Below are 14,126 nucleotides of genomic sequence, written 5' to 3' on the forward strand. Positions count from 1 at the left end.
CTCGCGGAGGGCGTTTCGGCATGCGAAGGCCCCGCCCCCCTCGGGAGGCGGGGCCTTCGCGCGTTCTGGGGCTCCGCAATTACCCTTGCGCTAGGGGCTCTCTTTTAAGTTGATATCTATGCTAAACTTCAAAGAGTAGCTGCAATATGAAGGAAGGTTGATGATATGACAGGGGATGCTTCTCGTTTCTTTTCGGTTCGCATGTCGATAGTGCTCACGTTGTTCGCGGCGGTGCTTCTATCGGGCATGATGGTGCCGAGCATTGCCTTTGGTGAAGAGACGGGCGTTGGGCATGAGGCTGGAGCAGTCGATGGCGGCACGCAGGCTTCGACGGAGGCCCACGGGGCTGCTGATCAGGATGAAGATGATTCTGGCTCCGGAAATCCACATGATCCCGACGCTCCTTCTGACGAGGGTGCAGGTTCGGGAGGGGTCTCTCCTTCGCCTGCATATGTCCCTGGGTGGAACACTGTCGATGGCAACCGCTATTTTGCCGACGAGCAAGGAAAGCTCAAGAGCGGGTGGTTGATTGATGGAGGGAAGCGTTACTACCTGGATCCTGGCAACGGCAATGCGATGGCGCGCGGCTTCGTCGCTATCGAAGGCAAGTCTTACTATCTCGATACCGATGGGGTTCTGTTCTCTTCGGGATGGCTGCTGGTCGATCGCGCCTGGTACTACGCAGCTGCGTCGGGCGAGATAGAAACCGGCTGGCTGAAGCTGGGCGGGACCTGGTACTACCTCGATCCTTCGCGAGGTGGTGCCATGTTGACCGGCTCCTACCGTGTGGGATCGACGCTGTACCATGCACGTCCGAGCGGGGCGCTCGTCACCGGCAACGGTTGGGTGCGTACGGATGGCGCTTGGTACTATGCGAGTCCCTCGGGTGCTTTGCGCACCGGCTGGCTGAAGCTGAGCGGCACCTGGTACTGGCTCGACCCGGAAACCGGAGTCATGGCAACGGGTTGGTATAAAGATGGATCGACCTGGTACTATTCTGACGGGTCCGGTGCGATGCTTGCCAATCGCTGGATGAAGCAGGGAGGAACGTGGTACTACCTTAGGGCATCCGGTGCGATGGCTACCGGTTGGTTGAAGCAAGGTGGTATCTGGTACTGGCTTGATCGTTCTTCGGGAGCTATGGAGACCGGCTGGTATCGTGATGGGTCAACTTGGTACTACTCTGACGGATCAGGTGCGATGCTCGCCAATCGCTGGTTGAAACAGGCTGGGACATGGTACTATTTGAACCCATCGGGCTCTATGCGCACGGGCTGGTTCAAGCAACACGGAGTTTGGTACTGGCTTAATCCCGAAAGCGGCGCCATGGCTACTGGATGGGCGAAGGCGACTGATGGAAAGTGGTACTACTTCAACGGATCCGGCGCGATGCTTGCCGATCGATGGCTTAACCTGGGCGGCACATGGTATACGCTCAGCGCATCAGGCGCCATGCGCACCGGTTGGTACCAAGAGGGATCGGCGCGTTATTGGCTTGATCCGGAAACCGGAGCCATGGCTGTCGGTAGGTGCACGATCGATGGACGCGAGTACGTGTTCTCTGGCAGCGGTGCTATGGTCAACAACGTATGGGTGTCGCTTGGGAACGGCTCCTGTGGCTTCATCGATGGCTCGGGGGATGCCGTGCTCGTCGCCTCGTACGATGCTCAGGGCAGAATCGTATGTGCTGATGGGAAGACGGGCTGGCGCACAGCCGCTGGAAAGACCTTCTATTTCGATCCGAAGGACGAAGGCGCGTTGCGTACGGGCATGTTCGACGTCGATGGAGTTCGTTACTACGCCGACGCTTCGGGCATCAGGCAAACGGGATGGGTCAAAGCCTCCGGAACGTGGTATTACCTGGATCCCTCGAGCGGGGTCATGCGCACCGGTTGGGCTTCCGTGGGCGGTTCTTGGTACTATCTCGATCCTTCGACGGGGGCTATGCAGACCGGTTGGCTGCAGGAGAGCGGTGATTGGTATTACCTGAAGAGCAGCGGCGCGATGGTTTCCAACGCAAGCGTGAAGGTGTCGGACGGCACCTACTGGTACATGAACGGGTCGGGACGCCATGACAAGCAGGCGGGCATCGATATCATCATGCGCACGGCGCGCTCGCTTCTTGGCGTGCCCTATGTATGGCTTGGCGTGTACCCGCAGGACGGAGGCATGGATTGCGCTTCGTTTACGTGGTATCTGTATAAGCAGCTAGGGATCGATATCGGTTTCGAGACGTATGATCAGATGTACAGCGGCGTGAGAGTGTTCGGCGATCCCCAACCTGGCGATATCATCTTGATGTATTACGGTGCGTGGCCGAACTACAATCCTATGCTGCCTGAGCACGTGGTGCTGTATGCCGGCGGCGGAATGATTTACGAAGAGCCGGCATTCGGCGGTCGCTGCCAGTACGTGTCGCTCGCCTCGAAGGGAGCATCTACGACGACGGCGCAAAGGATTCTGTCATAGAACGGATCGTGGAGGGTCCAGAGGACCCTCCACGTGTTTTCAAGTGGCTTTCTTGATGCGATTTACAAGATGGGTTGGTTTCGCCGTTCCTGCGCCTCGGCGCAGGCGAGGGCAGTCAAACGAGCTGTTTCGCTCCAAGAGAATTTATCGATAACCAGTTGATTGATGTTTTGACCCATGATGAGGCATCGTGTGCGATCGCTATTGAGTTCGAGTATGGCGTTGGCTATCGTTTCGCCGTCCGCCGAGGGGAGTATGATGCCGTGTTCGTTGCTCGGCACCAGCTCTTGCACGCCTCCTACATTTGTGACGATGGGCGTTGCTTTGCATGCAGCTGCTTCCAGCAAGGAGGTCGAGAATCCTTCAGAGCGCGATGGAAGGCAGAACACGTTTGATTCTGTAAGCAGGGCAGAAACATCCGGCGAGTGCAGACGGCCGAGAAACGTTGCATTGGGAAGCGATGCCCGGAGGAGGCTGTCTTCCAATGGACCCTCTCCTGCGATGAGGAAATGAATCGATTTTTCATCGGCCAAGATGCGCATAGCTTCGATGAGGGCCGGTATTCCCTTTTCAGGTATCAGCCTTCCGGTGAAAGCCACGAGGAGCGTTTCGTCGGATAGGCTGAGTTCTTTCCTGAACGATCGGCAAGACGAGCCTTCAGCGAAGGCTCGCGCGTCGATGGAGTTGTTGAGCACCCCGCGGGCTTCGATGCCGAAATGCCGGAGCCATTCGGTTCCCGCGAGGGAAACCGCGTAGTAATCGGCGGAGTGGCGCTTCACCAGCTCGGTGACTGCGTGTTCGACTATTGCCACGAAGGGGTCGACGAGCTTGCTTCCCATGGTCAAGTGAGCCGATCCGTGGTCGACGATGATAGGGCGAATGCCCTTGGCCTCCGCTAGCGCGATTCCTTCCAGCGTATGGCGGTAGAACCGGGTGTTAATGGCAACGTAGTCGATATTTTGGTTGTGAAGGTACGCCATGATCCGTTCGTATGCCTTATCGTGGCGCGTAACGGGGTATCTGTCGCCCAAAAGCTTATAGCAGGGGAGACGAACTATCTCGACCCCTTCTCCCAGGTCTTCCCTCTCGGCGAGATCGTAGACGTTCGATGTGACGATGATGACGCGATTACCCTGGTCGGCCAGTTGGCGCGCAAGGTTCTGGGTGTACTTTTCAACGCCTCCGACGTGAGGGAGGTAGTGGGCGGAAAATATGCAGAAGGTGTCGTTCTTGTTCGTCAATGTGTTACCGAACCTGATCTTGAACGGTGTCTGCATTGGAGAGCCCGCTTGGGTCAGAGTCGCTTGGGCTCCGATCGTCTTTCTCCAGCTTTTTCGCGAGCAGAGCCTGCTCTTGCACGAGGTTCTTGATCATGAGGGCTTGCTTGCTGGCGATTGAGCTAAGCGAAAGGGATATGGCCAGCAAGAAGAACAATCCGATGAAGAAGATGAAGTTCGAAGGGGTTTCGAACCCGAGGAAGGACGAGATGGAGTACAGGGGCTGAGGAAACAGGGCGCATAGCACGATGACGACGGTGAGCGCCATCCACAGCAGCGAGTACTTGAGCAACAGTCGTTCTCGGGCGACCAGATGGACGACGTACGCGAAGAAGGCGACGCATAGGATGATTGCGACAATTTGAAGAACGAACACGAAACCCTCCGCTTTCTAGACTCGCTTGCGCTTGTGTGAAAAGCTGACGATCAAGATGGCCAGCGACACTTTGATCATGTAGTACAGGCTGGAAAGCCCTCCAATGGACGATTTTCCGCCCTGGCGCTCGCGCATGGTTACCGGAGCTTCGTTCACGGACAGACCCGATTTGATGGCGAGCATGATGGACTCGGGCTCCGGGTAGTCGGTGGGGTAGTTCCTTGCGAACAGCGCCATGGCTTTCTTGCTTGAAGCTCGAAAGCCGGACGTCGGATCGGTGATGCGCTTGCCGGAGAATGCTTTTATCCAGAATGACAGCCAAACGATGCCCAGCCTTCTGAGGGCGGTCGATCGGAATCCGTCGGTGTCCTCCACGAAGCGGGAGCCGATGGCCAGATCCGATCCCGACTCGATCAGCTCGACGAGACTGGGAATGCAGCGGGCATCGTGTTGGCCGTCGCCATCGAACTGGATGTCAACGTCGTAGCCGTTGAGGAGCGCGTACTTATGACCCGCTTGCACGCAGCCGCCGATGCCGAGGTTCTGAGGCAGGTTCAAAACGTTGAACCCGTGCGATTCGCATAACGACTGGGTTTCGTCTGTCGATCCGTCATTGACGACGACGTAATCGTATCCTGCGGACACTACGTCGTTGACGACCGAAACGATGCTCTCCTGCTCGTTGTAGGCGGGGATGACGACGAGGACGTTCAGGTGCTTGTTGTTGGGATATGCATTCGAGGTATCCATATATCGAAGTATACCGTAGTTCGAACCCTCTTTCGCGCGTATGCTTTCTTAAACCCGCATTAAGTCCCGCAATGGATCGATGGGTCGATTCTCAAGCTGGGTCGAACGTCTGCATCTTTTTCCTGCTTATCCTCCTTGCTCCCTGTATCATATGATTCGGCATTTTTGGTTTTTGTCCCGAGCTCGCCACCGTGACCCTTGTTGCGGCAAAAGCGGATTGGGTCGTTGCCGTAAAGCCGCATGTGAAAGCCATCGTATTGTTTTTCGTTTGAGGAGTTTTGATGATTGGGAAGCTGATGAAAGACTGGGCGGGTAATTTGAAGCGCGGTGAAGTTTGCGCTTGCTTTGTTTTCGCCGTCCTATTTGCCTGGGCCGTCTTGCTTCCCGAGTTGGGGAAGTTCGGTCTCAAGCAGGTCGCTCTTTTCTCGATCGGGCTATCGATCGTCTCGGCTTCCGTTCTTGTTGCGATTTGCGACCAAATCAAGCAGATCAACCGGAAAGAACGGGTCGCCGCTCGTAGGTCTTCGAAGCAGGTGAGGATCGCGTTCTTGCTCTGCTTTGCTGCTTTGGAGGTTTCGTTTCTTGCGGTGCTGCTGTCTAATTGGCCTGGCTTTTGCTCTACGGACTCAAACGACATCGTCAACCAGGTCTTGGGCGTTTCCGAGTGGAGCACGTGGCATCGTTACGACGGGTTGGCGAACCACCATCCTATTTTCTACACCTTCCTTGTTTGGGTGGTCTTTCAGGCTACGGCATTCTTTGGCAGCGTCGATCTGTCGATAGGCATCTTTCTTTTCCTTCAGATGACCGTGGCCGCCCTTGTGCTCAGCTGGTGCATCTCGGTGTTTGTCAGGCTTGGTTTTGGAAAAAGGTACATCCTGGCGGCTTTTGCCTTCATGCTGTTCAACCCGATTCTCGCAAACTACTCGGTGACCATGTGGAAGGATGTCTTGTTTAGCTGTTGCGCCCTGTTTCTGATTGTTCGCCTGTATTCGCTTTTGTTCCATGGCGAGAAGAAACACATTGGAAGAACCCTGCTTGTCGCTTGTCTGCTGCTCACTTTTTTGAGGAGCAATGGGTTCGTGGTCGTGGGAGCTACCTTGCTTGTCTTGTTCGCGATCGAGCCCGATCTGAGAAAGAAGGTCGCGGCTGTGGGCGCCGCAGTGCTTTGCGCTTTTCTGGTTGTTCAGGGTCCGTTGCTCTCGATCATGGGAGTGCAGAAGGGGCATTTTTCAGAGTCCGTGGGCATTCCGCTTCAGCAAATCGCAGCAACCGTGCACAAAGGCGGACATATCAACGAAGAACAAGAGGAGTTCATCAACAGGGTTCTTCCTATGGAAGCCATGAGGGACTCTTACAATCCTCAAACTCCCAATCCGATCAAGTTCCACGAGTCTTTCGACGATGCCTTTCTGGAGGAGCATAAGATCGAGTTCTTGGTCACCTGGGCTTCGATGCTTCCCGACAACCTTGGAATATACGTCAAAGCCTGGATCGATGAAACGCAAGGATACTGGAATCCGGGCTATCCGTCGTGGCTTGTGACAAACTCCACTCTTTACGAGCAAGCCCCGCGCGATTACCTCGGATTCGATTGGGATCCTGGTTTCTTGGCGCAAAAGCTGATCGCGGCTTTGCCTGTTCCTTTCAGTTCCGGCACGCTAATTTGGGCGGTGGCTGCGCTTGTTTTCGTCGGATGCGTCGGACTCGAGAAGAAGAAGCGGGCAAGATGCTTGGTATGCGTTATGCCTCTCATTGCGCTGCTTGCGACGCTGTTCGTTGCGGCTCCTGCAGTCGGGGACTATCGCTACATATTTGCCTTCAATCTGGCGTTGCCCTTCGTTTTGCCGATTGCTTGCTTGGTGAAGGCGGGCCGACCCAAGGCGTAGCTTTTTCTGTTTCGTGCTGATGAGTAACGGGTGAACGTTTCAAATCTGTAAGAGCGGTTGTGAGCTGAAACAGGTGCGCGCATTCTGTTTTGCTTCGGGAGAGTTTCATTTCGAGGTTGGGAATGCCTTACACTTGTACATTCTTGATACTTTGCAATGCGAGTGGTTTTGCTCGTCTGCGTTATGGTTCGATCGACAGGAGAGGTGCGGATCGCTTCCGCCAAGCAAGTTATGCAAAAGGGATTTCTCGAGGTTTTGCACAGGCACAGAGTCGATATGATCCTGATCGCCGTCGTTGCGGTCATGACGATCCACGCCCTGTACTGTTACTCGTTCAGCGATTCGCGGCTCGCCCTTGCTTTTTCGTGCGTTTCCGTGATCGTCGTTGCGTTTGCATACCTGTTGATACGGGCGCTTGAATCGAGGGTGCGCCATCAGGTTGAAATGGCGTTCTTGGTGGGTTTGATAAGCTGCGGCCTCTTGTATTCTGTGGTTTTCGCGCCGGGGACCGTCCCTGACGAGACTTTTCATTTTGAAGCGTCGTACAAACTGGCGGACTACATCATGCTTCAAAGTCCTACTGTCGATTCTCTGCCGGTAAGAGAAGACGATTCGATCATGCTGAACGGTATGCTCGAATCTTATACGCTTGGATACGATAAGTACCGTACGGCCATAGACCAGTTCGCCTTTTTCGCGAACGACGCGTCTCGTGTTGCGGTCGAGCCCGTCTCCTCGTTTGACTGGACTGCGAACCCTCCGTACATCAAGCTTCCCTCGGCTTTGGGCATCGTATTGGCCACGCTGCTCAATCTCGGAAGCTATCCGCTGTTCTACCTGGGCAGGTTCTTCAATTTGTTGATGTTTGCAGTGTTAGTATATTCTGCCGTTCGCATCACTCCTATCGGCAAGAACGTCATGATGACTGCAGGGCTTCTTCCTATGACACTGCATTTAGCGTCTTCGTATTCGTACGATGCTGGAATTATAGGGTTGGCCTTCCTGTTGACGGGTATGTGCTTGCGAGCCGTGTATGGAGAAGGGCTCATGAGCCGATGGGAGAAAGTAGGGCTTGTCGTTATTGCAGCTTTGCTCGCTCCGTCCAAGGTTGTGTATGCGGTCATCGTGTTCCTCGTCGTTTTGATACCGCGGAAGCGTTTTCCCTCAACCGCTGCTTCCGTGCGGTTCAAGTCCATTGCGATTGGCTGCTCCCTGGTTGCCATACTCGCATTTCGTGCTGCGGTATTATTGCAGATGTCAGGGATCGCGTCTTCTGGGGGTGGCGTAAGCTCGCGTGGCGACGAACAAGGCACGTTCTATAGCCTGACCGGACTTATCTCTGATCCTGCGAATACGGTTCTGCTTTTTCTCAGGACGTTTGATGTGCAAGGCTCTTTTTATTTGGAAACGCTTGTCGGGGGGTCCCTCGCTTGGTTTCAGATTGAGCTGAAAGCTCCGCTTTATGTCACGGTCGTTCTGTTGATTATTGTGATGATATCCTTTCAACGATGCGAGGACGACAATGCCTTAGTGCCGGTCGCTCATAGGATTCTGTTCGGAGGTTTAGCGCTGGTCGGCGGTTTGGGAGTGATTCTCTCGATGCTGGTCGGATGGACATTTACATATGAAAACGTCATACAGGGTGTGCAAGGCCGCTATTTCCTCCCGTTGCTTCCTATGGCAGCATTGGCGATGCGAAGCAAGCATGTATGCATCGACATTCCTCTTGGTGAAGGGCTTGTCTTTGCCATGATCGCCGTGAATGCAATGTACCTCGCGCGAACCTTCTCCATCGCTGTAGGGGTTTAGCATCCGATCATGCGATTTGATTTTGACGGCTGGTTAGGCACACCTTATCGATGAGGGTGCTCTCGCATTGTGGCTAAAGAGTATCTGGTCAGAGGCGGTTTCCTTCGGTAGGCCGACAGCGATTGCGTTTGCGATCAGTTGAGGTCGCGGTCGTCGAGGCGAAAATACCCGCAGCTCGGGTGCAGGTTCCTGTTCATATACGGATCACCGATGACGAAGTATTCGGGCCATGTTGCGTTGAGCAGCGACGCTTCCCGATGGAATCGCATTTGCTTGGCGACAGTCGTCTCGTATCCGCGGGAAAGCGATTCGTAATGATAGAGCTCCGCTTCCGGCGCGAAAACGATGCTGTATCCTTTGGCGCGGAGCTTCAGGCAGAAGTCGACATCGTTGAAGGCGACGGCGAACTCTTCCGAAAAACCTCCCACCTCCTCGAACGCCTTCCGTTTCGTCAAAACGCACGCTGCGGTTACGGCGCTTACCTCGCGAGTGCTCGAAGCTGTGTGATAGTAGCCCTTCTCATTGCGATCTAAGCTGGAATTGAGATGGCCCGCACCCGTTCCTTGAACGTAAACTCCTGCATGCTGAATGGTTCCATCCCGATAGTAGAGTTTTGCGCCGACTGCGCCTACGGTTGGTTCTTGGGATATTCCTAGCATGGATTCTATCCAGAAGGGAGATATGACTTCGGTGTCGTTGTTCAAGAGGAGCAGGAATTCGCCTCTAGCATGCTGTGCGCCGAAGTTTATGAGCTTCGAGAAGTTGAACTCGTGCTTCCAGGTTGCGATCTTGATACGGGGGTCTCGTCTCTTCGCGTTTTCGTAATAATCGAAGGTTGATGCCTCGGTGCTGTTGTTCTCTACGACGATTATCTCAAAATGGTCATAGGTGCTTTTATCCAGTATCGAGGATAAGCACGTATCGAGCACTTCGGCGTTGTCTTTGTTCGGGATGATGATCGATACGAGGGGTTTGCCCGTAACATGGTATTCGATGTGATAGCGACAAGCTTCTTCGGTGTGGTGAGCCTTCCCGGGGATAGCCATCGCTTGTAGATGCTCTTCGATCGCGAGCTTACCTGCTTTGTCGGCGTAGGGTTTTTCACCGGTTCCGCTTGCTGTCGAGTTCTCGCTAATGCGCCAATGGTATAAAACACTGGGTACGTGGTGTATCCTCGCCCCCTTTTCTACTGCTTGCAGGATCATGCGATGATCTTGAGCGCCGTCGAATATCGGATCGGCGGGCGCAAGGCGGGCGAGCAAGTTGTTCCTTACCATGAGCAAGTGGCAGACGTAGTTCACCTCGCGAAGCAGGTGGGGGCTGAAGTCGGGTTTGAAATAGGGGTCGCCGTAGGTTCCGTCGGGGAATAGCTTATCTTCGTCGCAATAGAGCAGATCGATATTCTCATTGACATTGATGGCGGAGGCGTATTCGAAAAGAGCGTTGGGCTCCAGCAGATCGTCGTGATCGAGGAAGGCGATGTAGTCGCCTTGTGCAGCGGCGATTCCTTGGGCCGAATTGAGCGATATGCCAAGATTCTTCTCGAGGCGCACTTCTTTGACTCTATCGTCTCGATTGGCGAGGTTTTTGATCGCTTTAGCCAAGTCGTCATTGTCGGGATCTGCGTTGACCAGTATCAGCTCAAAATTTCCGTAAGTTTGCTCGAGCACGCTCGATGCCATCTCGCGAAAGAACTTCAAAGGAGTTCGAAATAGAGGCGTTACGATGCTGATCAGGGGTTTGCTCTTGAGAAAGGCGTTGCGTTGTTCTTTTATTACGGCATCGTCCGCCCGATGTCTGTCAAGCCATTGGGGATACCTTGTGTCATGGGTAGCGTCAAGCGCTTCTTCATGCCGCTTGGCGAGAAGCGTTTCGTAGAGCTGAGGTTCGAGCGTTGCGAAATTGGTACGAACCGAGCCAGAGGGATCCTCAAAGCTTACTACATACGTTGCAATGGGCTTGGGGATGCGTACGGAGAAATCGATGCGTCTTACGGGCATTGGAACCATACTGCTTTCCGGCTCGACGGAATCGCTCATAACGATAAAGCTAGAGTCGATTGGTCTGAAGCGACCATCAAGGAGCTTGATCGAATAGGGGATGTCGTCCACGGTTGGTACGGTGATCGTCCCCCGCAGAATGTTAGCGTTGTCTGACGGTATGCATTCGCGAAGAATGATGGTGGCATGGCGGAAGAAGTCCGTTCCGTCTATGTCGCGGATCCGGGCGCATTCGCGGTCCTTTAGGCGGTAGTTGATTCTCGATTGCCATTTTAAAGCGGAGGGTTGGATCGTGAAGGTGCAGCTGTTTGTCGCGTCGCCGTTCGGTGCTGTTTCGTCGAGCTTCAGCTTGATGGTAACGGGGGCTAGGGGGAAAACGAGCACGGCGGTCTTCGACGTGTCGTCTTCGTCTATGACGTAGAGCTGGGTGGGCGCATGATCGTTCTCGTCGGTGAATCCTGCGAGCTTGAGCCTGGCGTCTTCGGAAAAACGAGTGACCTGGACGCTCATGTACCCTCTGCCGTCTCCTCGGCATGTGCAGATAACGCGTGCTTTCATAGGGCTCCTCGTTGAAGTCGTCGGAACGTAATATGAAGGATAGTATAGAAGAAAGAGGTGCTCTGGCAATTATCGGTATCTTTTCGTCTGGTTAAACATATAATCTAGCGGTATGCAATTTAGGTTGATCTTGCCGCCTGTGGCGGATTCAGAGGAGCGTCTATGAAGGGCATCATACTTGCTGGAGGCAGCGGCACGCGCCTGTACCCGCTCACCACGGTGACGTCGAAGCAGCTGCTTCCGGTGTACGACAAGCCGATGATCTACTACCCGCTGTCGGTGCTCATGATGGCGGGCATCCGCGAGATCCTCATCATCTCGACGCCCGCCGACCTGCCGAACTTCGAGCGTCTGCTCAAGGACGGCTCGGACTACGGCGTGAGCCTGTCCTACGCCGAGCAGCCCAGCCCGGACGGCCTGGCGCAGGCCTTCGTCATCGGCGAGGAGTTCGTGGGCGGCGACAGCTGCGCGCTGGTGCTGGGCGACAACATCTTCTACGGCAACGGCCTGGGGCGCCACCTGCGCGCCGCCGTCGAGCGCGCCGAGCGCGAGGGCGGCGCCACCGTGTTCGGCTACCACGTGGACGACCCCGAGCGCTTCGGCGTGGTGGAGTTCGACGAGGAGTTCAACGCCGTGTCCATCGAGGAGAAGCCCGAGAACCCCAAGAGCAACTATGCGGTGACCGGCCTGTACTTCTACGACAGCCGCGTGTGCGGGCTGGCTAAGCAGGTGAGGCCGAGCGCGCGCGGCGAGCTGGAGATCACCACCCTGAACCAGATGTACCTGGAGGACGGCTCGCTCAACGTGGTGACGCTCGGCCGCGGCTACGCGTGGCTGGACACCGGCACCATGGAGAGCCTGTTCGAGGCCTCCGAGTTCGTGCGCGCCGTCGAGCGCAGCCAGGGCCTGAGCGTGTCGGTGGTGGAGGAGATCGCCTACCAGAACGGCTGGATCGACCGCGAGCGCCTTCTGGCCGCCGCCGACAAGTACGGCAAGTCCGTCTACGGCCAGCACCTCAAGAAGGTGGCCGAGGGCAGGATCGTGCCGCACAAGGAGGCGATGTGAGCATGAGGATCCTCGTCACCGGCGGCAACGGCCAGCTGGGCAACGAGCTGCAGCGCATCCTGCGCGAGGGCCGCTCCGAGATCGGGCCGATCCCGGACGCCTACGCGGGTGCGGAGATCGTGGCGGCCGACGTGGACGAGCTGGACGTCACCGATGCCGACGCCGTCATGGCCTATGTGGCCCAGGGCGGCTTCGACCTTATCGTCAACGGCGCCGCCATGACGAACGTCGATGGTTGCGAGACGGCCGAGGACGCGGCGTTCCGCGTGAACGCCGAAGCGCCGGGCAACCTCGCGCGCGCCGCCGAGGCGGTCGGCGCGAAGCTCGTGCAGGTGTCGACCGACTACGTGTTCCCCGGCACCGAGCCCGAGCCGCGCGTCGAGGACGACCCGACAGGCCCCGTCTCGGCTTACGGTCGCACGAAGCTGGCCGGCGAGGAGCGCTCGCTCGCGGCGTGCAGCCGCTGCTTCGTGGTGCGCACGGCGTGGCTGTACGGCTACGTAGGCAAGAACTTCGTCAAGACCATGATGCGCCTGGGCGCGGACCGCGACGAGGTCACCGTGGTGGACGACCAGTTGGGCAACCCGACGTCGGCGAACGACCTGGCGCACGAGATACTGAAGATCGCCTCCACCGAGGACTACGGCGTGTACCACTGCACGAACGAGGGCACCTGCTCATGGGCCGACTTCGCCGAGGCCGTCATGGAGGGCGCGGGGCTCGACTGCGCCGTCATCCGCTGCACGTCCGAGGAGTACGCGGCCATGAATCCCGCGTCGGCTAAACGCCCGGCGTACTCGTCTCTGCGAAACAAGCGCCTCGAGGACACCGTGGGCAACGAGATGCGCCCGTGGCGCGACGCGCTGTCCGCGTACTTGAACAACCTACCCGAGATGGAAGGCTAGAGGAATGTCAGAGATCTTCGAACCGAAGCGCATCATCGTCACCGGCGGAGCCGGGTTCATCGGAAGCAACTTCGTCCACTGGGTGGTGGACAACCAGCCGGACGTGCACGTCGTCGTGCTGGACGCGCTCACCTATGCCGGCAACCTGGACAACCTCGCCGGCATCCCCGAGGAGCGCATGACCTTCGTCCACGGCGACATCTGCGACGAGGCGCTGCTGGAGGAGATCGTCCCCGGCGTGGACGCCATCGTGCACTTCGCCGCCGAGTCCCACAACGACAACTCCATCGCCGACCCGGAGCCGTTCGTGCGCACCAACGTGCACGGCACGTTCCGCCTGCTGGAGGCCGCGCGCAAGCACGACGTGCGCTTCCATCACATCTCCACCGACGAGGTGTACGGCGACCTCGCATTGGACGACCCGGCGCGCTTCACGGAGGAGACGCCGTACCGTCCGAGCAGCCCGTACAGCTCCACCAAGGCGTCGTCCGACATGCTGGTGCGCGCGTGGTTCCGCACCTACGGAGTGCGCGTCACCATCTCGAACTGTTCGAACAACTACGGCCCGCGCCAGCACATCGAGAAGTTCATCCCGCGCCAGATCACCAACGTGCTCACCGGCATCCGTCCGAAGCTCTACGGCGACGGCCTGAACGTGCGCGACTGGATCCACACAGAGGACCACTCCTCGGCCGTGTGGGCGATCCTGACGAAGGGACGTCTGGGCGAGACGTACCTGATCGGGGCGGACGGCGAAAAGAACAACATCGACGTGCTGCACGCCATCCTGGAGGGCATGGGCAAGAGCGCGGACGACTTCGACTGGGTCAAAGACCGTCCCGGCCACGATCGCCGCTACGCCATCGACTCCTCGAAGCTGCGCTCGGAACTGGGATGGGAGCCGAAGCGCACCGACTTCGCGGAAGGTCTCAAGGCCACCATCGCATGGTACCGTGACAACCCCGGATGGTGGCAGGGCGCCAAGGAGGCCGTCGAGGCCAAGTACGCGAAGCAGGGACAGTAGGAGG

General features: G+C 56.9%; 10 protein-coding genes. 6 read left to right on the forward strand and 4 right to left on the reverse strand.

Going from position 1 to position 14,126, the window contains the following annotated elements; all coding sequences use genetic code 11:
- Window positions 1–165 precede the first annotated feature (165 nt).
- The gene (locus GT613_RS04045; protein WP_009608219.1) at window positions 166–2,469 is read left to right on the forward strand and encodes an NlpC/P60 family protein; all 2,304 of its coding nucleotides are present in this window, start codon (window positions 166–168) and stop codon (window positions 2,467–2,469) included.
- Between the two features lie 62 nt (window positions 2,470–2,531).
- Here the strand turns inward: GT613_RS04045 and GT613_RS04050 are convergent, their stop codons facing one another.
- From GT613_RS04050 to GT613_RS04060, 3 genes are read right to left on the reverse strand one after another with little or no spacing between them, the layout of a single operon-like run.
- Window positions 2,532–3,746 carry a glycosyltransferase family 4 protein gene (locus GT613_RS04050; protein ID WP_009304062.1) on the reverse strand — a complete coding sequence of 405 codons (1,215 nt, stop codon included), beginning with the start codon at window positions 3,744–3,746 and terminating at the stop codon, window positions 2,532–2,534.
- Window positions 3,715–4,122 carry a DUF2304 domain-containing protein gene (locus tag GT613_RS04055; RefSeq protein WP_009304063.1) on the reverse strand — a complete coding sequence of 136 codons (408 nt, stop codon included), beginning with the start codon at window positions 4,120–4,122 and terminating at the stop codon, window positions 3,715–3,717. Before GT613_RS04055 ends, GT613_RS04050 begins: the two co-directional genes overlap by 32 nt.
- Window positions 4,123–4,137: 15 nt before the next feature.
- A complete protein-coding gene (locus GT613_RS04060; RefSeq protein ID WP_009304064.1) occupies window positions 4,138–4,872 on the reverse strand; it encodes a glycosyltransferase family 2 protein in 735 nt (244 codons plus the stop codon).
- Window positions 4,873–5,153: 281 nt separating this feature from the next.
- Here GT613_RS04060 and GT613_RS04065 point away from each other — a divergent pair, with 281 nt between their 5' ends.
- Window positions 5,154–6,761 (forward strand): DUF6020 family protein, encoded by a 1,608-nt coding sequence (locus tag GT613_RS04065; RefSeq protein WP_009304065.1) that lies wholly within the window; start codon window positions 5,154–5,156, stop codon window positions 6,759–6,761.
- Between the two features lie 276 nt (window positions 6,762–7,037).
- Window positions 7,038–8,570, forward strand: a complete 1,533-nt coding sequence (locus tag GT613_RS04070; RefSeq protein WP_009608217.1) for a DUF2142 domain-containing protein — start codon at window positions 7,038–7,040, stop codon at window positions 8,568–8,570.
- Between the two features lie 134 nt (window positions 8,571–8,704).
- On the opposite strand, the gene GT613_RS04075 is transcribed toward GT613_RS04070, so the two are convergent.
- Window positions 8,705–11,080 (reverse strand): glycosyltransferase family 2 protein, encoded by a 2,376-nt coding sequence (locus GT613_RS04075; protein WP_009304067.1) that lies wholly within the window; start codon window positions 11,078–11,080, stop codon window positions 8,705–8,707.
- Between the two features lie 210 nt (window positions 11,081–11,290).
- On the opposite strand from GT613_RS04075, the gene rfbA reads away from it, so the two are divergent.
- From rfbA to rfbB, 3 genes are read left to right on the forward strand one after another with little or no spacing between them, the layout of a single operon-like run.
- Window positions 11,291–12,193, forward strand: a complete 903-nt coding sequence (gene rfbA / locus GT613_RS04080; protein WP_009304068.1) for a glucose-1-phosphate thymidylyltransferase RfbA — start codon at window positions 11,291–11,293, stop codon at window positions 12,191–12,193.
- A gap of 2 nt (window positions 12,194–12,195) precedes the next feature.
- Window positions 12,196–13,098 (forward strand): dTDP-4-dehydrorhamnose reductase, encoded by a 903-nt coding sequence (gene rfbD / locus GT613_RS04085; RefSeq protein WP_009304069.1) that lies wholly within the window; start codon window positions 12,196–12,198, stop codon window positions 13,096–13,098.
- A gap of 4 nt (window positions 13,099–13,102) precedes the next feature.
- On the forward strand, window positions 13,103–14,122 hold the full coding sequence (gene rfbB, locus GT613_RS04090) for a dTDP-glucose 4,6-dehydratase (RefSeq protein ID WP_009304070.1): 1,020 nt from the start codon (window positions 13,103–13,105) through the stop codon (window positions 14,120–14,122).
- The last annotated feature ends 4 nt before the right edge of the window (window positions 14,123–14,126 follow it).

The sequence above is a fragment of the Eggerthella sp. BIOML-A4 genome (genome assembly GCF_009875575.1).
In the GTDB taxonomy this organism is placed as follows: Bacteria; Actinomycetota; Coriobacteriia; order Coriobacteriales; family Eggerthellaceae; genus Eggerthella; species Eggerthella lenta.

Bases quoted from the DNA above. Each gene is read 5' to 3' on its own strand.
- GT613_RS04045 (WP_009608219.1), top strand. From the start codon at position 166: ATGACAGGGGATGCTTCTCGTTTCTTTTCGGTTCGCATGTCGATAGTG.
- GT613_RS04050 (WP_009304062.1), bottom strand. From the start codon at position 3,746: ATGCAGACACCGTTCAAGATCAGGTTCGGTAACACATTGACGAACAAG.
- GT613_RS04060 (WP_009304064.1), bottom strand. From the start codon at position 4,872: ATGGATACCTCGAATGCATATCCCAACAACAAGCACCTGAACGTCCTC.
- GT613_RS04065 (WP_009304065.1), top strand. From the start codon at position 5,154: ATGATTGGGAAGCTGATGAAAGACTGGGCGGGTAATTTGAAGCGCGGT.
- GT613_RS04070 (WP_009608217.1), top strand. From the start codon at position 7,038: ATGATCCTGATCGCCGTCGTTGCGGTCATGACGATCCACGCCCTGTAC.
- GT613_RS04075 (WP_009304067.1), bottom strand. From the start codon at position 11,080: ATGAGCGTCCAGGTCACTCGTTTTTCCGAAGACGCCAGGCTCAAGCTC.
- rfbA (WP_009304068.1), top strand. From the start codon at position 11,291: ATGAAGGGCATCATACTTGCTGGAGGCAGCGGCACGCGCCTGTACCCG.
- rfbD (WP_009304069.1), top strand. From the start codon at position 12,196: ATGAGGATCCTCGTCACCGGCGGCAACGGCCAGCTGGGCAACGAGCTG.
- rfbB (WP_009304070.1), top strand. From the start codon at position 13,103: ATGTCAGAGATCTTCGAACCGAAGCGCATCATCGTCACCGGCGGAGCC.